The organism is Pelomonas sp. BJYL3, from assembly GCF_027257975.1.
Taxonomy (GTDB): Bacteria; Pseudomonadota; Gammaproteobacteria; order Burkholderiales; family Burkholderiaceae_C; genus Roseateles_B; species Roseateles_B flavus.
The window spans coordinates 387,901-404,764 of record NZ_JANZKX010000004.1 but is presented as its reverse complement, the minus strand read 5'-3'; the positions used below and the strand labels follow the sequence as shown (position 1 = coordinate 404,764).

Below are 16,864 nucleotides of genomic sequence, written 5' to 3'. Positions count from 1 at the left end.
CACCTCAGCACTGCATGAAATCGGGGCTGGCCAGCAGCAGGGCGGCCTGGGCGCTCGGGGACTCGCCCTGCAAGGCGGCGCGGGTCGGTGCCTGCAGGCTGGGGCCCAGGGTGGCCAGCAGGGCTTGCGGGCGGGTGTCCGCACCCCAGCGCCGGCCCAGGCGGCCCTCGGCCAGGCTGCTGGCGAACTGCACGCGCTGGGTCAGAGTCTCGGGACCGCGCCAGGCGGCAGCGGTGGGCTTGTAGCCGTCGGGCGTCTGCCAGCCATAGAGCGGCTGGCCGGCCTGGGCCAGCAGGGGCAGCAGCAGCGCGGGCTCGTCCACCTGCGCATTCACGGCGCGCAGGGCGGACAGCAGGTAGCGGTAGGGCGTCTTGAACTGGGCCTGCCACTGCGCGGGGCTCCAGAACTCGGGGGCCTGGACCAGGGCCTCGGTCCACTGGCGGAGGTCGCCGTCGGTGCGCAGAAAGACCTGGGCGAGGCGCTCGACCAGCGCCGCGGGCGGCTCGTCGGCCACGAAGAACTGGGCCAGTTTGCGGCTCAGGTGGCGGGCGGTGGACGGGTGGCGGGCGAGGATGTCCAGCGCCTGCTCACCCTCGGCCTGCCCCTCGCGCGGGCTGCTGGCGCGGATGCGCCGGCCCAGCCACTGCTTCTCGCCATGGTCATGGCGGCGGGGGTCGAAGGCGAAGAGATCGCGGCTGCGGCCCAGGCCGCGGGGGTCCAGGGTCCAGCCGGTGAGCATGCGCGCCAGCTCGGTGACATCCGCCTGGGTGTAGCCGCCGTCCACGCCCAGGGTGTGCAGCTCCATCAGCTCGCGGGCGTAGTTCTCGTTGAGGCCCTGGCTGCGCGCGTTGGCGCGCCGGGGCTGGAAGCCGGGGGCCACGCTGAGGTGGTTGTCCAGGTAGATCAGCATGGCCGGGTGCTTGGCCGTGGCCCCCAGCATGTCGCGGAAGCGGCCGAGCAGGTGCGGGCGTATGGCCTCGCGCTCATAGGCGCCGGCATAGACGCTCACGGCATTCTTGCCGGCATAGACGTTGAAATGGTTGAACCAGAACTCGACCAGGCGCTCCTGCAGCTGGGCCGGGCTCTCCAGGGCCCGCCACAGGCGCTGGGATTGGGCTTCCAGCAGCACGGGGCGGACCAGTTCGCGGCGGGCGCCAGGGCCGGAGTCCGCGGCAGAGGCGGCAGGCCCGGCGGCCTTGGCCTCGCGCTGCAGCTGCTGCGCCCGGCGGAAGCGCTCGCCCAGCTCGCCCTGGCTTTCCTGCCAGGTGGCCAGGCCGGCCAGGCGCTGCTCCAGCGCGGGCGGCAGCGGCTGGGGCTGCAGCTGGGCCTGGAGGAAGCCCTCCAGCCAGCGCGCGGCGCCCAGGCGCTGGATGTCCTGCACGTCCTGCGGGCGCGGCCCATAGGCGAGGCGCTTGAGGGCGTGGTGGGCGCGTTCTTCGTCGCCGAGGGGCTCCTGGCGCGCAGCAGGGGTGCCCGGGAGGGCCTGGGCGCGAGCGGGGCGGGGCAGGGCGGCCATCAGGGGCAGGGCGCCGCAGCCCAGCAGCAGATGGCGGCGGCGTGGATCCGACAGGCGGGACTTCATGGGTGGAGACACAAAGTGTGGAAGCTGACCATACGGGTTCTCATCATGGGCTTGTGGCGTTCGCGGCATTTGTCGCGCCGGTAAAGCTCTGTGCCGGAAGGGTGCGGCCTATAATCCCGCGGCTTTGCGCCTGATAAGGCCTTGCCCCAAGCACTTTCCAAATTGCCGACGTCAACGAGGATTTCATGAGCGGACACCAGGATCAAGACCACGGCCACGCCGACAGCCACGAAGGTCCGATCAAGACCCCCAAGCAACTGGCCTGGGCCGTGTTCTTTGCCTTCGTCGTGCCCATCTTCGTGATCGTGCTGCTGGCCAACTACGTCACGACGGACACCAAGCCGGCCGCAGGCAGCGTCGGCCTGGAAGAGCAGGCCATCGCCGCTCGCATCCAGCCCGTCGGCAGCATCGAGCTCAAGGACGCCTCCAGCGCCGGCGCGCTGAAGACGGGTGAGCAGGTCTTCCAGGCCCAGTGCGCGGCCTGCCATGGCACCGGTGCCATGGGCGCTCCCAAGTTCGGCGATGCCGCCGCCTGGGCCCCGCGCATCAAGACCGGCTTCGAAGCCCTGCTGAACTCCGCCCTGAAGGGCAAGAACGCCATGAGCCCCCAAGGCGGTGGCGAGCACAGCGATGTCGAGATCGCCCGCGCCGTGGTCTACATGGCCAACAGCGCCGGCGCCAAGTTCGAGGAGCCCAAGGCTCCGGCGCCCGCCGCCTCGGCCGCGAACTGAAGCCCCGCGCTTTCCGAGAAGCCGCCCGTCGCGAGACCGGCGGCTTTTTTCATGGGCTGGCGGAGGGGGCCCGGTAGGCGGGCAGCTCCCGCCACTGGGCCATCAGCTCCCACCAGCGCTGCACCTGCTGGCGTTGCGACTCGGGCAGCTGGCGGATGGTCATGACGTAGAAGTCGCTGACCAGCAGGGGTGGGTCCATCTGGACCAGGCTGCGGAACTCGGGCCGGGCCAGCAGGATGTCGGCCTCGTCCTGCACCAGGACGGCCAGATCCAGGCGCCCCAGCTGCAGCATGCGCAGGACCTGCAGGGTCTGGTTGGGCCCGGGGCTCGGCTCCAGGCCCAGCCGGCGGATGGCTTCGACCGCTGCACGGAAGCCCGCCCGGGCGCCGACACGCAAGGGGCCGCTGGCGGGCCGCTCCAGAAGCCTGCCGTCCCAGCCGATGGCCTGGTCCTGGCGTCTGACCAGCACGATCGCGGCCCGGGCGATGCGCATCTGCGGATCGACGGAGGTGCCGCCCGGGAAATCGAACTCCTGCTGATTGGCGGGGATGGCGGCGCCCACGCCTGCTTCCACGGTGCCCAGGCGCATCTGCTCGAAGCAGCGCCGGGCAGGCCAGCGCAGCAGTTCCACCTGCATGCCCAGTTGGCGGCCGGCGTCCATCATGAGCCGCTCGGTGATGCCGGGATTCCTGGCGTCGCCGCTGAGGAAGGGCGGCACGGCGACATCGCCCACGCAGACCTGCAGCGCCGCGGCGCTCTGGGCGCAGGCCAGGCCGGCCAGGGCCTGCCAATGCCATCCGGGTCTTGTCCTGGAGCCTGGTGAGGCGGCCATTGATGCTGCGGCAGGTGGGGGTGCGGCGGAGTCTAGCGCGAGGAGCGCGTGGCGGAGGGCGCGGCCGCTCAGGGCTGCGGGTGCCGCACCACGCCGTGCTCCCGGCACAGGGCTTCGAAGGACGCGCTGGCCGGTGCCCACGCCGATTGCTCCACCGCCTCGGCCGCCAGGCCCATGTCCAGGCTGTGCACCAGGCCCAGCACCGGCGCCTCCAGCCCGGGCAGGCGTGCGCTCAGCAGCAGGCGGTCCTGCTCATCCAGCCAACTGTGCAGCAGCGTGGCCTCCGGGCCCGTGTGGCTGTAGATGCGGGGGCCGCCGCCGTCTGCCTGCCCGTGCAGGCGCCAGATGTGCGGCGTCAGCTCCAGGGTGACGTAGACCCGCTGCGGCCCGTTCTGGAAGAACCAGGCGCCGCGCTCGTCGGGCAGGTAGTTGCGGTGGATGAACTCGCGCAGCTTGTCATGGGTGATGCGGCTGCCCTTGACCTGGGGGAAGGGGCCGGCGGCCTGGATGCGCTCGTCGCGCATGTACCAGTCGCCGCGGGCGTCCAGGGCCAGCCAGTCGTAGCAGTGAGGCACGTTGGGCCACTTCTTGAGGGCCGCCTTGACGATGTCATCCATGGCGGCAGTGTAGGACCCCCGCCCGCGGCCGGCGGCGATGCCCCCTTCCTCAGAGGTGTCCCAGCACGCCCAGGCGCCGGGCACGGGCCAGGCAGGCCCAGGGCCAGCCAGGCGGCACTGTTGAGCGCCACCCAGGGCCACACATCGGCGGACAGCGCGGTGCCGGTGCTCGCCGCCCGGGCCGCCGCCGCCGCCAGGGCATAGGGCAGCCAGGCCAGCTCTGAGACCGGGTAGGCCGGCAGGGACACCAGGGCGATCACCACGGGGTAGGCGGCCACCATCAGCAGCTCGCCCCGTTTGACCAGCAGGCTCAAGCCCCCGATGGCGTAGCCGATGCCAGCCAGCGAGGGGCAGCCCAGCACGGCCAGGCCCAGCAGCGCGGGCGACACCTGCACGCGCCCGTCCGTGAGCACGCCGATGAGCATCAGCGTCAGCACCAGCAGGACCAGGCCCGTGGCCAGACCCAGCGCCAGGCGAAGACCCAGCAGGCCTGCGAGGCTCAGCGGCGCCAGGTTCAGCTGCTCCAGGGTGCGCTGGCGTGTTTCCTCGACGATCTCCTTGGACGCCGCATGGGCCGCGCCGCTGGCGAACAGCCACAGCGCGAAGCCGGCGATCAGGCCGTCCGCCTGGCCCGAGGCCAGGCTCTGCCCGCTGGCCTTGAGCACCGCATAGACCAGTCCGCCGAAGAGGCTGACCACGAAGCCCAGACCCAGCACGGTCTCGACCCAGTAGCGCCGCGCCAGCCAAAGGTCGCGGCGGGCCTCGTTGAGGAGGTGTCTCCACAGTCGTGTCATGGCCGGGCCTCCGGGGCCACGACGTTCTCGCGGCCCTGTTCCAGGTAGTCGAGGTAGTGCTCGCGCAGGTCGATGCGGCGCAGCTGCAGCTGTTCGCTGGCGGCCAGCCAGTCGGGCCACAGCGCTGCCAGGCGCATGACTTCGGCCGGATCCTTCAAGGGCAGGGTCCAGTCCTCGTCCTGGCGCTCCCAGCGGCGCCCGGCCAGCCAGTCGGGCAGGGCGGGGCAGGGCGCCGGGTGGCGGACCTGCAGCCGGTAGGGGTGGGGCAGGTGGGTGAAGGCCTCGCGCGGGCCGTCAAAGCGCTTGCGGCCCTGGTGAATGCAGACGATGCGCGGGCACAGTCGCTCGATGAAGTGCAGGTCATGCGAGCTGATCAGGAAGGTCTGACCCTCGCGTGTGCCCTGGCGCACCAGCGCCTGCAGGCGCTCCACGCCTTCGAGGTCCAGGCCCAGGGTGGGCTCGTCCAGCAGAGCCAGGGCGGGGCGGTGGATCAGCGCGCCGATCAGCGCGGCCCGCAGCCTGTTGCCGGTGGAGAGCTGGCGGATGGGGGCGCGCACATCGTCCAGGCCCAGGGCCTCGGCCATGCGGCGGAAGTGGCCGGGGTCGAAGCGGGTCTCGCGCAGCTCGCAGAAGTAGCGCGCGTTCTCCAGGGTGCTGAGCCGCTCGTAGGCCGCGCCGCGCCCCTCCAGCAGCACGCCGATCTCGCGCAGCTGCGGGCCGCCCTGCCCTGCTGGCCGGGGCGGGCCGCCGCGCCAGCGCAGGGTGCCGTGGTCGGCGCCGCACAGGCCGGTCAGCAGCTTGACCAGGGTGGTCTTGCCCGAACCATTGGGGCCCAGCAGGCCCAGCACCTCGCCGGGCTGCAGGTGCAGTTCGAAGTCCTCCAGGGCCTGCACCGTGGTGTCGCCGCGGCGATAGCGCTTGCTGGCCTGCGCCAGTTGCAGCAGGGGCGTGGCCCTGCCGTCCTGTGGGATCGCTGTCCCGCTCATGTCTGCCCTCCTCGTTCCAAGGCGGGGCCATGCTAGCCGCGCCAGGTGATGGGCGCATGCGCAAGCGGGTGGACGGCGGTCATCGCGGCATGAACGGCCGATCCGTCCGTCGGATGGGCGGCAAGGCCGGGCGCCTGCTCTCAGGCCAGGCGTTGGCCCAGCCAGTGGCAGACCATCTCCGGCATGGCCAGCACATGGCCCGGGAAGCGGCCGCCGGGGAAGCCGACATGGCCGCCGTGCGCGGGCTGCCAGAGCGTCACGAAGGGGCCGGCGTCCTGCACGGCGGGCAGGGAGGCCGCCGGCACGAAGGGGTCGTTGCGGGCATTGAGCACCAGGGCCGGCAGGCGGATGCGCGGCAGCTGGGGCTTGGCCGAGGCGCGCGCCCAGTAGTCCTCGGTGTTGCGGAAGCCGTGCAGGGGCGCGGTGAAGAGGTTGTCGAACTCGTAGAGGTCGCGCACCTCGCGCAGGGCCTGGCCGTTGAAGAGTCCGGGATGCTGCTGCAGCTTGCGCAGGGCCTTGGGCACCATGGTGCGCAGGAACATGCGGGTGTAGACGTGCCGGTTGAAGCCGCAGCCGATGGCGCGGCCCGAGGCGGCCAGGTCGATGGGCGAGCAGATGGCGGCCACCGCGCTGGCGGTCTGGCGGGCCGTCTCGCCGGCTTCCTGCGCCCAGCGCAGCAGGGCATTGCCGCCCAGGGACACGCCCGCGGCGATCAGTGGCCCGTGGTGCTGGCGGCGCACCTGCTCCAGCATCCAGCCGACCTCGGCGTAGTCACCGGAGTGGTAGGCCCGCGGCGCCAGGTTCAGCTCGCCCGAGCAGCCACGGAAATGCGGGATCACGAAGCGCCAGCCGCGGCGCCGCGCGGCGTCGGCGAAGGCCTGGGCGTAGTGGCTCTGCGAGCTGCCCTCCAGGCCATGGAAGAGCACCAGCATGGTCCCTTCGTCGCGGGGCGGGGCGGGCGGCTCGGCGCGGGGATGGCGGCTCGGCGGAGGCGGCTCCAGCAGGAAGTCGGCGTCGATGAAGTCGCCGTCGGGCGTGGTCCAGCGCTGACGCTGGAAGGCCAGGGGCTTGCCGAAATGCCGGCGCGAGAACAGGGCCGGCCAGATGGTCTGGACCTGTCCGCCGGGCTGCCACCAGGGCGCGCGGAAGTCCATCAGTGAAGGATGGTCGGCTCCTGCACGACTTCCTGGATGTCGTGGCCGGTGCCGGGGCTGGCATGGTGCAGCACCATGCGCCAGCCTTGGGAGGTCTTGAGGTAGACGTTGGTGGCGATCACCCAGGCGCTCTGCACGCCGTCGGCCCCTTCCACCTGCACGCGCTCCAGCACCTGATGGATGGCGGTGTCGCCCGTGTGCAGGCGCCGCACGCGCTCTGGCGTGACGGCGATGGGGCCCTGCTGGAACACCGTCTCGAAGGCCGTGCGGATGGCCGCAAGGCCCACCACGCGCGGGCCGCCGGGATGGACGCAGGAGACTTCGTCCTCGTCCGCCCAGATGTCCATCAGCCGGTCGAGCTCGCCGTGCTGCAGGGCTTCGTAGAACTGCTGCTCGATGTCCTCGGGAGAGGCCATCAGCGCGGCGGTCTGCGCCTTGGGGCGTTGCATCGCGCGGCCTTCAGTGGGCGGCGTGCAGGTGCTCGCCGTCCTTGAGGCGATAGACGGTGCCGCAGTAGGGGCACTTGCCGCCTTCGTCATGGCTCACGTCGATGAAGACGCGCGGGTGGTTGCTCCACAGCGGCATCTTGGGATTGGGGCAGGCGACCACGCCGGGGCCCTGCACGTCCTTGGCCAGGACTTCGACGATGGACTTGGCTTCGCTGGATTTGACGTCGCTCATGGGAACTTCTCTTCTTTGCTTGTGACGCGATGGGGCCTGGACTCAGACCAGGCTCAGCCAATGCGCGTACTTGGGGTTGCGGCCGTTGACGATGTCGAAGAAGGCCGACTGGATCTTCTCGGTGATGGGCCCGCGGGAGCCAGCGCCCAGCTCGATGCGGTCCAGCTCGCGGATGGGCGTCACTTCCGCGGCGGTGCCCGTGAAGAAGGCCTCGTCGCAGATGTAGACCTCGTCGCGGGTGATGCGCTTCTCCACCAGCTTCAGGCCCAGGTCCTGGCAGATGTGGAAGATGGTGTTGCGGGTGATGCCGTTGAGCGCGCCGGCCGAGAGGTCGGGGGTGTAGACCACGCCGTTCTTGATCACGAAGAGGTTCTCGCCCGCGCCCTCGGAGACGAAGCCCGAGGCGTCCAGCAGCAGGGCCTCGTCGTAGCCGTCGTCCGTGGCTTCCATATTGGCCAGGATGCTGTTGGTGTAGTTGGACACCGCCTTGGCCTGCGTCATCGTGATGTTGACGTGGTGGCGGGTGTAGGAGCTGGTCTTGACGCGGATGCCGCGCTTCAGGCCATCCTCGCCCAGGTAGGCACCCCAGGACCAGGCGGCGACCATCAGGTGGATGCGGTTGCCCTTGGGGCTGACACCCAGCTTCTCGGAGCCGATCCAGGTGAGCGGGCGCAGGTAGCAGCTCTCGAGCGCGTTCTCGCGCACCACCGCCTTCTGGGCGTCCTCGACCTGCTCCAGCGTGAAGGGGATCTTCATGCGCAGGATCTTGGCGCTGTTGAACAGCCGCTCGGTGTGCTCGCGCAGGCGGAAGATGGCCGTGCCCTGGGGCGTCTTGTAGGCGCGCACGCCCTCGAAGGCGCCGCAGCCGTAGTGCAGGGTGTGGCTCAGCACATGGATCTTGGCATCGCGCCAGTCGACCAGCTGGCCATCCATCCAGATCTTGCCGTCGCGATCGTCCATGGACATGGGGGCTCCTTGCTCGGGGGGACTTGAGGGTTGACCCGGGGATTCTATGTCGCCCCCGCCCCCGCATCACCGGCCGGCGTGCCCTGTTCAGGCGGCCGCAGCAGTTCCCATTGCTGCAGCGCGCCCTGGCTGAACTGCAGCACCAGGCGGATGCCGCCGGCGTCCGTCCAGGCCCAGGCCTCCTCGCGGCCTTCGACCTTGGTGCCCAGGCTGCGGGTCAGCGGCAGCACATCCACCAGCTTCATGCCCTCGTGCAGGCGGGACTGCACCATGACGGCGCTGTCGATGCGGCCCAGCGGCGCGCCGTTGGCCGCCTGCATCACCCGCATCAGGCGGCTGAACTGCAGCAGCAGCCAGAACACGATCACCGTCAGGGCCAGGATCACGCCCTGCCAGCCCATCAGCACCCCACCCATGACCAGGGCCGCCAGGGCCAGGGCCGATCCAATCCATGCATTCATGCCGCGATGCTAGCGCCTGGCGCCAGGGTGGGTTTACCTCTGCTCACAAAATGGACGGCTGCCATCCGTACTTACCCGCTAGAGTGCGCGGCAGGCCTTGAAGGCCACCACGGTGTGGCGGACAGGGATTCTCACAAGACGGGGAGGAGAGTCATGAGCACGGTCAGTGGCCCGACATGGGTGCAGCAGTTCCCGACCAGCACCAGCGTGGGTGACCTGAGCGCCGATTTCAGCGCAGCGGTCAGCCGTTTCATCGCCGCACTTCGGGATGCCGGCGCCCAGGTGAGCATCGCGGCCACGCTGCGGCCGCCCGAGCGGGCTTATCTGATGCACTATGCCTGGCGCATCGCCCAGGAGCAGCTCGACCCGGCCACCGTGCCGGCCATGGACGGCGTGGACATCGACTGGACCCACCGCAATTCCCAGGGCCAGACGCAGCTGCAGCAGGCGCGGCAGGCAGCGGCCCAGATGGTGACAGGCTATGGCATCGTCTACCGGCCTGCGCTGAGCTCCCGCCACACGGAGGGGCGCGCCATCGACATGAACATCACCCAGTACCTGAACAAGAGCGTCAACAATGCCAGCGGCCAGGCGCAGACGCTCACCACGGCCGCCCAGCTCCACGCCCTGGGGGCCGGCTACGGCGTGCACAAGCTGGCCTCCGACCCGCCGCACTGGTCCGATGATGGTCATTGATCACGGCCGCAAGGCGGCCCACGCCATCGCCCGCGGGGCCCTGGCACTGGGCCTTTCCCTGGGGCTGGCCCTGCCGGCCTGGAGTGCCGAATGGGGCCTGCTGGACGGGCGCGTGGGCGGCGGATGGCTGCGCTATTCGCAGTCGGCGCAGCCCGGCACGGCGCCCCAGCGCGGCCACGCCCTGCGCCTGCTGCCGCAGCTGGACGGCCCGCAGGCCGCCTGCTGCTGGCAGGCCCGGGCCGCAAGGCCGTCGCAAGCGCAGGGCGAGCTTTCGGTGCCGCTGCTGGCGTCCGGGGATGAGGAACCCGCCGAGCTGACCGTGCCGGGCCAGGCGGTTCAGCCTCTGGCCCAGCTGGATGTCGCCGCGCTGAAGACCCCCTTCATCGGCCTGTGGACCGACGCTCCGGTGCGCGTGCAGGCCCTCGGGCCGCAGCAGCTGGTGATGCTCTGGCCCGCCGACGGCCCGGTGCTGCGCCTGCGCTACTGCCTGGCCACCGAAGGCCTGCGCATCGACACCCTGGACCTGCACAGCCTGGCCCGCACCCGCTGGTACCTGCCGCTGGACTACGCCATCGAGGCGGGTCCGCTCAGCTGCCAGGACTGAGCAAGCGCCCGAGCCGACGGGCCTGCTCCGGGGGGGCACGACCTGACCCCAGGGCGCCGCGCCGGGCCCGAGCCGCCTTTCGGCGCTTCGCGGCCTGCTCAGCCCAGCAGCGGGTCTGCCGGCCCTTCGTCGGCATCCCAGCCGTAGGCGCGCTCCACGCGGGCCACACGCAGCTCGTAATGACGGTACCAGCGCAGGCGTCCGGTGTCGCGGGCGGCCTGGTGGCGGAGCTCGGCACGCCAGGCGGCGATGGCGGCTTCGTCCGTCCAGTACGAGACGGTGATGCCCAGACCGTCGGCGCCTCGCGCGCTCTCGGCGCCCAGATAGCCCGGCTGGCGGGCGGCGAGTTCCACCATGGCCGTGGCCATGGCGTCATAGGCTGCGTCCGGCGCGCTGCGCTGGCTGGTGAAGATCACCGCGACGTAAGGCGTTGGAAACCGTCCGGCAAAGCCTGCGGGCGGGGGCTCGGAGGGGCGGGCATCGGGCTGCGCGGGCTTGATCATCGTCAGCTTGGGTTGTGTCGGAGACAGGCGTATTCTGTGCGACCGTGCCTGCTCCACGCGGCTGTCAGGGCTTCAGGCTCGGGGCGTGGTGGTCAGGGCGTGATTCCGAGAGCCCGGGCGCCGGCCCGCGGCACGACGTCGGAGGTGAGGCATGGCTGAGCAGTGCGGGCGGGATCAGGACGCGCAGTCGCGGCGCCGGCGGGGTGCCGCATGAGCCTGCGGCGGCGTCTGCTGCGCTGGCGTGCGCGCTGGCGCCGGGGGCCGCACCTGGCGCAGGGCCTGCCCTGGGCCATCCTGCTGCTGGGCCTGATGCTGAGCCTGGGCCTGTGGTCCCACGAGCGCCAGGAAGCGGAGCAGGCCTTGCAGCGCGACCTCGACGCCGCCCTGCACGCCGCCGGCCAGCGCCTGTCCCACCGCCTCGATGCCCTGCAGCAGGTCCTGTCCGCCGTCCATGCCCTGGCCCAGACGCAGGAGCCGGTCCTCAACGGGCGGAGCCTGGATGAAGCACGGCTGGGGCGATTCATGGAGGCCATGCCCCTGGGGGCGGAGCACGCGGGCCTGGAGGGTCTGGCCCTGGTGCGCTGGATGCCGGGCCGCGCGGTGGACGACAAGGCCAGCCCGCGCGCCCTGCTGGGACCGCTGCTGCCGGGGCCCGGCCAGCTGGGGCAGCCGCCCGACCTCTGGCGCGAGACCCTGCTGCGGCCGACCCTGCAGCGAGCCTGGGAGAGCGGCCAGGTCGCGCTGAGCCCCGCCCTGGACCTGCGCAGCTGGCGCCTCGGGCGCAGCCTGGGCTTCGTGCTGGCCCAGCCCTTGTTCCGCCCGTTCCCGGATGGCGGTCGTCGCCTCGAATCCTGGGTGCTGGCGCCGGTGGCGCTGGCCGCCCTGATGGATCCCCTGCAGGCCCAGATGCCGCGCGGCCTGAGCCTGCGGCTCTTCGACGGTGAGGGCCTCCAGGACCCGCCGCAGCTCTATCCGGCGGCAATGGTGCCGGCCAGGGGCCAGCGCCATCGCGAGGAGCGCCTGCATCGCGGCGGCCAGGCCTGGACCCTGCAGCTGCTGGTCCAGCCCGACTACGCACCCCTGACCCGCCTGGGCGAGCCCCTCATCCTGGGCCTGCTGGGCGGCCTGGGCAGCCTGCTGCTGGCCCTCCTGGCCTGGGCCCTGGCGGGCTCCCGCGAGCGTGCCCAGGCCCTGGCGCAGCGCATGACGCGGGCCCTGCGCGAGAGCGAGCAGCGCTGGGCCTTTGCCCTGGAGGGGGCGGGCGATGGTGTCTGGGACTGGGACATGCGGGCCGACGCCCTGGTCACGACCGCACGCTGGAAGGCGCTGATGGGCTGGTCCCTGGCCGCCGGCGAACCCCGTCTGGTGCAGATGCTGCCCCTGGTCCATCCGGACGACCACGTCCAGCTGCGGCAGCGCCTGCGCGACTGCATCCAGGGCGGCCCCGGCACCTTTGAGGTCGAGTACCGCGTGCGGGCCGAGGGCGGTGGCTGGCGCTGGCTGCTGGCGCGCGGCCGCATCGTCGAGCGCGACGAGGGCGGCGATCCCCTGCGGATGATCGGCACCCTGTCCGACATCGATGCCCGCCGCCAGTCCGAGGCCCAGATCCATTTCCTGGCGCGGCACGATCCCCTGACCGAGCTGGCCAACCGCGCGCATTTCTCCGAGCGCCTGCAGCAGGCCCTGGCCCATGCCCGGCGCTACCGCGAGAGCCTGGGCCTGATCCTGGTCGACCTGGACCGTTTCAAGCCCGTCAATGACATCCACGGCCATGCGGTGGGCGACGAGCTGCTGCAGGCCATGGCCCGCCGCCTGAAGGCTGCGGTGCGCGAGACCGATGTGGTCGGGCGCATCGGCGGAGACGAGTTCCTGGTGCTGCTGTGCGGCCCGGTCAGCCGCGAGAGTGCCCGGCATGTGGCCGAGAAGATCTACAACCTCGTTGCCCAGCCCCTGCAGCTGGGCGATCTGAGCCTGGAGCTGACCTGCTCCGTGGGCCTGGCCATGTACCCCGAGGATGGCGAGGACGAGCACAGCCTCAAGAAGGCCGCTGACGACGCCATGTATGCCAGCAAGCGCGCGGGCCGCCTGCTGCTGGGCACCACCGGCGGCTGAGCCGCCTTGTGCCTAGCCCGCCTTGGCCTGCAGCAGCACGCAGCGCACCCAGTGCCCGGCGGCCAGATCCTCGCGGTGCCCGGCCAGGAATTTCTCGGCGGTGGAGTTGGCCGAGAGGAAGCGCATGCCGTGCAGATGGCCCATGCCAGGCAGGGGCCGGGTCCAGGCGCGCTCCAGCACGCCGTTGAACCAGGACACCTGCTCGTCCTCGCCCGCATTGGCATCGGGCTGGCCCAGCAGCAGCACGACCTCGTAGGGGCCGTGGTCCAGCATCTCGGTGGCACTGGTGAGCACCTGCAGGCCGCCATTGCTGATGTTGAGCACCAGGCCGGCCGGGCCGCGGGTGAATTGCACGGGCTTGAAGATCCAGCCCGGCAGCGTGGCGACGTCCTGCTGGGCGGCGGGCAGGTCGAAGCGCGTGTGCTGGCGCTGCTCGGAGGCAGAGTCGGTCATGAGGGGCTCCTTGCTGGCCGGCTTGGCCGTGCGGTGCATCGTAAGCAGACTTGGGCTGGAGGACCAGCGGGTTTCAATCCAGGCCGCGCAGCACGGCGATGGCGTCCTCGATGCGGTCCACCGCGTGCACCGTCAGGCCCTCGATGTCCTTCTTGGGCGCATTGGCCTTGGGTACCACGGCGACGCTGAAGCCCAGCTTGGCCGCCTCCTTGAGACGCTCCTGCCCGCGCGGCGCCGGACGCACCTCGCCGGCCAGCCCCACCTCGCCAAAGGCGATGAAGCCGCGCGGCAGCGCCCGGCCGCGCAGGCTGCTCTGGATGGCCAGCAGCACGGCCAGGTCAGCCGCGGGTTCGCTGATGCGCACGCCGCCCACCGCGTTCACGAAGACGTCCTGGTCGCCCGTGGAGACGCCGGCATGCCGGTGCAGCACGGCCAGCAGCATGGCCAGGCGGTCGCGGTCCAGGCCCACCGAGAGCCGGCGCGGGCTGGGGCCGCCGCTGTCGACCAGGGCCTGCAGCTCCACCAGCAGCGGCCGCGTGCCCTCCAGCGTGACCAGCACGCAGGAGCCCGGCACCGGCTCGCCATGGGTGGAGAGGAAGATGGCGCTGGGATTGGCCACGCCCTTGAGGCCCTTGTCGGTCATCGCGAAGACGCCGATCTCGTTGACCGCGCCGAAGCGGTTCTTGATGGCCCGCACCAGGCGGAAGCTGCTGTGGGTGTCGCCCTCGAAATAGAGCACCGTGTCCACGATGTGCTCCAGCACCCGCGGGCCGGCCAGCGCGCCTTCCTTGGTGACGTGGCCCACCAGCACCATGGCACAGCCTCCGGCCTTGGCGGTGCGGGTCAGCTGCGCGGCGCACTCGCGCACCTGGGCCACCGAGCCGGGGGCGGAGGAGAGCTGGTCGGAGTAGAGCGTCTGGATGGAGTCGATCACGCAGAAGGCCGGCGCCTCGGTCTCGAGGGTGGCCAGGATCTTCTCCAGGTTGATCTCGGCCAGCACCCGCACCTGGGCGCCCGAGAGGCCCAGGCGCCTTGCCCGCATCGCGACCTGGGCGCCGGATTCCTCGCCGGTCACGTAGAGCACCTTGCATTGCTGGCTCAGGGCATCCACCGCCTGCAGCAGCAGGGTGGACTTGCCGATGCCGGGGTCCCCGCCGATCAGCACCACGCCGCCGGCCACGATGCCGCCGCCCAGCACCCGGTCCAGTTCCTCCTGGCCGGTGGGGGTGCGTTCGTAGTCGCTGGCCTCGATCTCGGACAGCGTGGCCACAGGCTGGCTGCGCGCCAGGGCCTGGAAGCGGTTCTTGCCGCCCGTGGGCTCCGCGACGGTCTCGATCAGGGTGTTCCAGGCGCCGCAGTGCGGGCACTTGCCCAGCCACTTGGGGCTGCTGCCGCCGCATTCGCTGCAGCTGTAGACGGTTTTTTCCTTGGCCATGGCCGGGATTGTGGCGTGGCTGGGGCCCGCTTCCCGGCGCTTTGCGGGCTTCTTGCCGCCGTGCGTCCCTCGCCCTCAGCAAAAACCCGGACAAAGTGCTACAACCACGGTTCGCCGCTGCCCACCGCTGTTTCAAGGGCGCGGCTCAAGCCGGAGCTTTTGACATGGAATTCTCGACCTGGCTGGCCTTCTTCGCCGCTTCCTGGGCCATCAGCCTTTCGCCGGGCGCCGGCGCCATCGCCGCCATGAGCTCCGGCCTCAATCATGGCTTCCGCCGCGGCTACTTCACCACTTTCGGCCTGGTGCTGGGCATCCTGACCCAGATCGTGCTGGTGGGCGCAGGCCTGGGCGCGCTGATCGCGGCCTCGTCCTTCGGCTTTGCCCTCGTCAAGTGGCTGGGCGTGGCCTACCTGGTCTACCTGGGTGTCCAGCAGTGGCGCGCGCCGGCCAAGCCCCTGGTGGCGGCCACCGAGCCCTCCGAGGCCCGCGCCGTGAGCCTGCGCCAGCTGGTGCTGCGCGGATGGGCCATCAATGCGGTCAACCCCAAGGGCACGGTCTTCCTGCTGGCCGTGGTGCCGCAGTTCCTGGACATGCACCAGAGCCTGAGCTCCCAGTACACCGTGATCGGTGCCACCCTGTGCTTCACCGACCTGGTGGTGATGGCGGGCTACACGGCCCTGGCGGCCAAGGTGCTGTCCGCCCTGCGCAGCGCCGAGCACATCAAGACGCTGAACCGTGTCTTCGGCAGCCTCTTCATTGCGGCCGGCACCCTGCTGGCCACCTTCAAGCGCGCCGCCTGAGCCCGGGCGACGCAAGAAGCGGGTCGCCCCTGCGGGCGCACCCGGCGTGAAATCCGGAAGACGCGCCATGCCCGGCGCGTTCTTTTTTTTCCTGGAACCTCGATGAGCACCACCGCCGCCCTGGCCCCGGCCTCCCCGGGCCTGTCCTCCCGCTGGCTCTTCTGGGGCCCCACGCTGATCTGGGCCAGCACCTGGCATGTGATCCTCTACCAGCTGGACAGTGGCGTGCCGGTGCTCAACTCCGTGGCCTGGCGCTTCGCGCTGGCCGCGCTGATGCTGGCCGGCCTGGCCCGCTGGCGTGGCGAGAGCCTGCGCCTGCCCCTGGGGGCTCACGGCCTGATGCTGGCCACGGGCATCGTGCAGTACAGCGGCAACTATGTATCCGTCTACGAGGCCGAGCGCCACATTCCCAGTGGCCTGGTGGCCGTGCTCTTCTGCCTGATGGTCTTCGGCAATGCCTTCTCCGGGCGCCTCTTCTTCGCGCAGACCGTCAGCCGCCGCTTCCTGCTGGCGGCCAGCGGCGGCGTGGCCGGCGTGGTGATGATCTTCTGGCCCGAGATCGCGGCGACGGGCGCCCGGCCCACCGCCGCCCTGGGCCTGGGCCTGGGCCTGCTGGCCGTACTGTGCGCCTGCGTGGGCAATGTGCTGACGCTCACCCTCACGCGGCGCGGCCTCGCCCTGGTGCCGGTGCTGGCGTGGAGCATGGGCTATGGCGCAGCCTTCCTGGCCAGTCTTTCCCTGATCAATGGCAGCGGCTGGCATTTCAGCTGGCAGCCCAGCTACCTGCTGAGCCTGCTGTACCTGGCCGTGGCCGGCTCGGTGGCGGCCTTCGTGATGTATTTCAAGCTGGCGCAGCGGCAGGGGGCCGCGCGGGCGGCGCTGACGGGCGTGGTCATCCCGGTGATCGCCCTGGCCATCTCCGCCCTGCTGGAGGGCTGGGTGCCCACGGCCCTGTCCCTGGCCGGCATGGGCCTGTGCCTGGGCAGCATCTACGTGGCCACGCGGCCGCAGTGAGGGAGCGCAGGGGAGGCCGCCTGGCCTCGCCCGCGCTCCTGGCGCCTCATTCCTCCGGCACGAAGATCCACAGCAGCAGGTAGACCACCAGGCCGCCGCCGACGCACAGGCTGGTCAGCACGAAGAGCAGGCGCCAGATCCAGGACTCCACATTCGTCATGCGGCCCAGGCCCCCGCAGACGCCGCCCAGCCAGCGGTCGTTGAGGCTGCGCCGCAGGACCTGGCCGGAGGCCGGGGCGGCAAAGGGGGGGGCGCCGGTGCCAGGCGCTCCGCCTTGTGCGCCGCCATAGGCGCTACCGGGCGCGCCACCGTGTGAGGTGGCGTCCTCGCCCTGCAGGATGCGGGCCTTGGCGCGGGCGAATTCCTCGTCGCTCAAATGACCCTGGCGATGCAGCTCCGCCAGGCGTTCCAGCTCACTGCTCATGCTGCTCATGTGTGCTCCT

The 16,864-nt window shown here is 71.2% G+C and carries 19 protein-coding genes; 6 read left to right on the top strand and 13 right to left on the bottom strand.

All coding sequences use genetic code 11. The features are described from left to right. Nucleotides 1–4 precede the first annotated feature (4 nt). Entirely contained in the window at nt 5–1,582 is a 1,578-nt protein-coding gene (locus tag O9Y01_RS15485) for a DUF1800 domain-containing protein (RefSeq protein WP_269632509.1), read from the bottom strand. A gap of 185 nt (nt 1,583–1,767) precedes the next feature. On the opposite strand from O9Y01_RS15485, the gene O9Y01_RS15480 reads away from it, so the two are divergent. Next, nucleotides 1,768–2,313 carry a c-type cytochrome gene (locus tag O9Y01_RS15480; RefSeq protein WP_269632508.1) on the top strand — a complete coding sequence of 182 codons (546 nt, stop codon included), beginning with the start codon at nt 1,768–1,770 and terminating at the stop codon, nt 2,311–2,313. A 49-nt stretch (nt 2,314–2,362) separates the two neighbouring features. Here the strand turns inward: O9Y01_RS15480 and O9Y01_RS15475 are convergent, their stop codons facing one another. The 8 genes from O9Y01_RS15475 to O9Y01_RS15440 form a co-directional block, all read right to left on the bottom strand. Further along, on the bottom strand, nt 2,363–3,145 hold the full coding sequence (locus O9Y01_RS15475) for a hypothetical protein (RefSeq protein WP_269632507.1): 783 nt from the start codon (nt 3,143–3,145) through the stop codon (nt 2,363–2,365). Between the two features lie 68 nt (nt 3,146–3,213). Further along, nucleotides 3,214–3,762 carry a DUF2946 family protein gene (locus tag O9Y01_RS15470; protein ID WP_269632506.1) on the bottom strand — a complete coding sequence of 183 codons (549 nt, stop codon included), beginning with the start codon at nt 3,760–3,762 and terminating at the stop codon, nt 3,214–3,216. A 790-nt stretch (nt 3,763–4,552) separates the two neighbouring features. Further along, nucleotides 4,553–5,542, bottom strand: coding sequence for an ATP-binding cassette domain-containing protein (locus O9Y01_RS15465; protein ID WP_269632505.1), 990 nt, complete (start codon nt 5,540–5,542; stop codon nt 4,553–4,555). A gap of 140 nt (nt 5,543–5,682) precedes the next feature. Next, nucleotides 5,683–6,696: a YheT family hydrolase gene (locus O9Y01_RS15460; protein ID WP_269632504.1), complete on the bottom strand. Its 1,014-nt coding sequence runs from the start codon at nt 6,694–6,696 to the stop codon at nt 5,683–5,685. After that, a complete protein-coding gene (locus O9Y01_RS15455) occupies nt 6,696–7,145 on the bottom strand; it encodes a YybH family protein (protein ID WP_269632503.1) in 450 nt (149 codons plus the stop codon). Before O9Y01_RS15455 ends, O9Y01_RS15460 begins: the two co-directional genes overlap by 1 nt. Nucleotides 7,146–7,155: 10 nt before the next feature. Further along, nucleotides 7,156–7,377 carry a zinc-finger domain-containing protein gene (locus O9Y01_RS15450; RefSeq protein ID WP_269632502.1) on the bottom strand — a complete coding sequence of 74 codons (222 nt, stop codon included), beginning with the start codon at nt 7,375–7,377 and terminating at the stop codon, nt 7,156–7,158. A 42-nt stretch (nt 7,378–7,419) separates the two neighbouring features. Further along, nucleotides 7,420–8,343: a branched-chain amino acid transaminase gene (locus O9Y01_RS15445; protein ID WP_269632501.1), complete on the bottom strand. Its 924-nt coding sequence runs from the start codon at nt 8,341–8,343 to the stop codon at nt 7,420–7,422. 44 nt (nt 8,344–8,387) lie between these two features. After that, nucleotides 8,388–8,804, bottom strand: coding sequence for a hypothetical protein (locus O9Y01_RS15440; protein ID WP_269632500.1), 417 nt, complete (start codon nt 8,802–8,804; stop codon nt 8,388–8,390). A gap of 153 nt (nt 8,805–8,957) precedes the next feature. On the opposite strand from O9Y01_RS15440, the gene O9Y01_RS15435 reads away from it, so the two are divergent. Continuing rightward, nucleotides 8,958–9,500, top strand: coding sequence for a hypothetical protein (locus O9Y01_RS15435; RefSeq protein ID WP_269632499.1), 543 nt, complete (start codon nt 8,958–8,960; stop codon nt 9,498–9,500). Beyond that, nucleotides 9,487–10,104 carry a hypothetical protein gene (locus O9Y01_RS15430; RefSeq protein WP_269632498.1) on the top strand — a complete coding sequence of 206 codons (618 nt, stop codon included), beginning with the start codon at nt 9,487–9,489 and terminating at the stop codon, nt 10,102–10,104. Before O9Y01_RS15435 ends, O9Y01_RS15430 begins: the two co-directional genes overlap by 14 nt. Before the next feature lie 98 nt (nt 10,105–10,202). On the opposite strand, the gene O9Y01_RS15425 is transcribed toward O9Y01_RS15430, so the two are convergent. Continuing rightward, nucleotides 10,203–10,607: an antibiotic biosynthesis monooxygenase family protein gene (locus O9Y01_RS15425; protein ID WP_269632497.1), complete on the bottom strand. Its 405-nt coding sequence runs from the start codon at nt 10,605–10,607 to the stop codon at nt 10,203–10,205. 210 nt (nt 10,608–10,817) lie between these two features. Here O9Y01_RS15425 and O9Y01_RS15420 point away from each other — a divergent pair, with 210 nt between their 5' ends. Beyond that, a complete protein-coding gene (locus O9Y01_RS15420) occupies nt 10,818–12,719 on the top strand; it encodes a diguanylate cyclase domain-containing protein (RefSeq protein ID WP_269632496.1) in 1,902 nt (633 codons plus the stop codon). A 12-nt stretch (nt 12,720–12,731) separates the two neighbouring features. Here O9Y01_RS15420 and O9Y01_RS15415 read toward each other — a convergent pair whose 3' ends face one another. Both O9Y01_RS15415 and radA read right to left on the bottom strand, forming a co-directional pair. Next, nucleotides 12,732–13,172: a hypothetical protein gene (locus O9Y01_RS15415; RefSeq protein ID WP_269632495.1), complete on the bottom strand. Its 441-nt coding sequence runs from the start codon at nt 13,170–13,172 to the stop codon at nt 12,732–12,734. Between the two features lie 73 nt (nt 13,173–13,245). After that, the gene (gene radA, locus O9Y01_RS15410; RefSeq protein WP_269632494.1) at nt 13,246–14,607 is read right to left on the bottom strand and encodes a DNA repair protein RadA; all 1,362 of its coding nucleotides are present in this window, start codon (nt 14,605–14,607) and stop codon (nt 13,246–13,248) included. A 164-nt stretch (nt 14,608–14,771) separates the two neighbouring features. Here radA and O9Y01_RS15405 point away from each other — a divergent pair, with 164 nt between their 5' ends. Beyond that, nucleotides 14,772–15,407: a LysE family transporter gene (locus tag O9Y01_RS15405; protein WP_183102612.1), complete on the top strand. Its 636-nt coding sequence runs from the start codon at nt 14,772–14,774 to the stop codon at nt 15,405–15,407. Between the two features lie 102 nt (nt 15,408–15,509). Continuing rightward, the gene (locus tag O9Y01_RS15400; RefSeq protein WP_269632493.1) at nt 15,510–16,421 is read left to right on the top strand and encodes a DMT family transporter; all 912 of its coding nucleotides are present in this window, start codon (nt 15,510–15,512) and stop codon (nt 16,419–16,421) included. A 46-nt stretch (nt 16,422–16,467) separates the two neighbouring features. On the opposite strand, the gene O9Y01_RS15395 is transcribed toward O9Y01_RS15400, so the two are convergent. Beyond that, nucleotides 16,468–16,854 carry a PspC domain-containing protein gene (locus O9Y01_RS15395; RefSeq protein ID WP_269632492.1) on the bottom strand — a complete coding sequence of 129 codons (387 nt, stop codon included), beginning with the start codon at nt 16,852–16,854 and terminating at the stop codon, nt 16,468–16,470. Between the last annotated feature and the right edge of the window lie 10 nt (nt 16,855–16,864).

What these genes read in the sequence shown, in the direction of transcription:
- O9Y01_RS15485 (WP_269632509.1), bottom strand. Translation starts at nt 1,582, where the DNA reads ATGAAGTCCCGCCTGTCGGATCCACGCCGCCGCCATCTGCTGCTGGGC.
- O9Y01_RS15480 (WP_269632508.1), top strand. Translation starts at nt 1,768, where the DNA reads ATGAGCGGACACCAGGATCAAGACCACGGCCACGCCGACAGCCACGAA.
- O9Y01_RS15475 (WP_269632507.1), bottom strand. Translation starts at nt 3,145, where the DNA reads ATGGCCGCCTCACCAGGCTCCAGGACAAGACCCGGATGGCATTGGCAG.
- O9Y01_RS15470 (WP_269632506.1), bottom strand. Translation starts at nt 3,762, where the DNA reads ATGGATGACATCGTCAAGGCGGCCCTCAAGAAGTGGCCCAACGTGCCT.
- O9Y01_RS15465 (WP_269632505.1), bottom strand. Translation starts at nt 5,542, where the DNA reads ATGAGCGGGACAGCGATCCCACAGGACGGCAGGGCCACGCCCCTGCTG.
- O9Y01_RS15460 (WP_269632504.1), bottom strand. Translation starts at nt 6,696, where the DNA reads ATGGACTTCCGCGCGCCCTGGTGGCAGCCCGGCGGACAGGTCCAGACC.
- O9Y01_RS15455 (WP_269632503.1), bottom strand. Translation starts at nt 7,145, where the DNA reads ATGCAACGCCCCAAGGCGCAGACCGCCGCGCTGATGGCCTCTCCCGAG.
- O9Y01_RS15450 (WP_269632502.1), bottom strand. Translation starts at nt 7,377, where the DNA reads ATGAGCGACGTCAAATCCAGCGAAGCCAAGTCCATCGTCGAAGTCCTG.
- O9Y01_RS15445 (WP_269632501.1), bottom strand. Translation starts at nt 8,343, where the DNA reads ATGTCCATGGACGATCGCGACGGCAAGATCTGGATGGATGGCCAGCTG.
- O9Y01_RS15440 (WP_269632500.1), bottom strand. Translation starts at nt 8,804, where the DNA reads ATGAATGCATGGATTGGATCGGCCCTGGCCCTGGCGGCCCTGGTCATG.
- O9Y01_RS15435 (WP_269632499.1), top strand. Translation starts at nt 8,958, where the DNA reads ATGAGCACGGTCAGTGGCCCGACATGGGTGCAGCAGTTCCCGACCAGC.
- O9Y01_RS15430 (WP_269632498.1), top strand. Translation starts at nt 9,487, where the DNA reads ATGATGGTCATTGATCACGGCCGCAAGGCGGCCCACGCCATCGCCCGC.
- O9Y01_RS15425 (WP_269632497.1), bottom strand. Translation starts at nt 10,607, where the DNA reads ATGATCAAGCCCGCGCAGCCCGATGCCCGCCCCTCCGAGCCCCCGCCC.
- O9Y01_RS15420 (WP_269632496.1), top strand. Translation starts at nt 10,818, where the DNA reads ATGAGCCTGCGGCGGCGTCTGCTGCGCTGGCGTGCGCGCTGGCGCCGG.
- O9Y01_RS15415 (WP_269632495.1), bottom strand. Translation starts at nt 13,172, where the DNA reads ATGACCGACTCTGCCTCCGAGCAGCGCCAGCACACGCGCTTCGACCTG.
- radA (WP_269632494.1), bottom strand. Translation starts at nt 14,607, where the DNA reads ATGGCCAAGGAAAAAACCGTCTACAGCTGCAGCGAATGCGGCGGCAGC.
- O9Y01_RS15405 (WP_183102612.1), top strand. Translation starts at nt 14,772, where the DNA reads ATGGAATTCTCGACCTGGCTGGCCTTCTTCGCCGCTTCCTGGGCCATC.
- O9Y01_RS15400 (WP_269632493.1), top strand. Translation starts at nt 15,510, where the DNA reads ATGAGCACCACCGCCGCCCTGGCCCCGGCCTCCCCGGGCCTGTCCTCC.
- O9Y01_RS15395 (WP_269632492.1), bottom strand. Translation starts at nt 16,854, where the DNA reads ATGAGCAGCATGAGCAGTGAGCTGGAACGCCTGGCGGAGCTGCATCGC.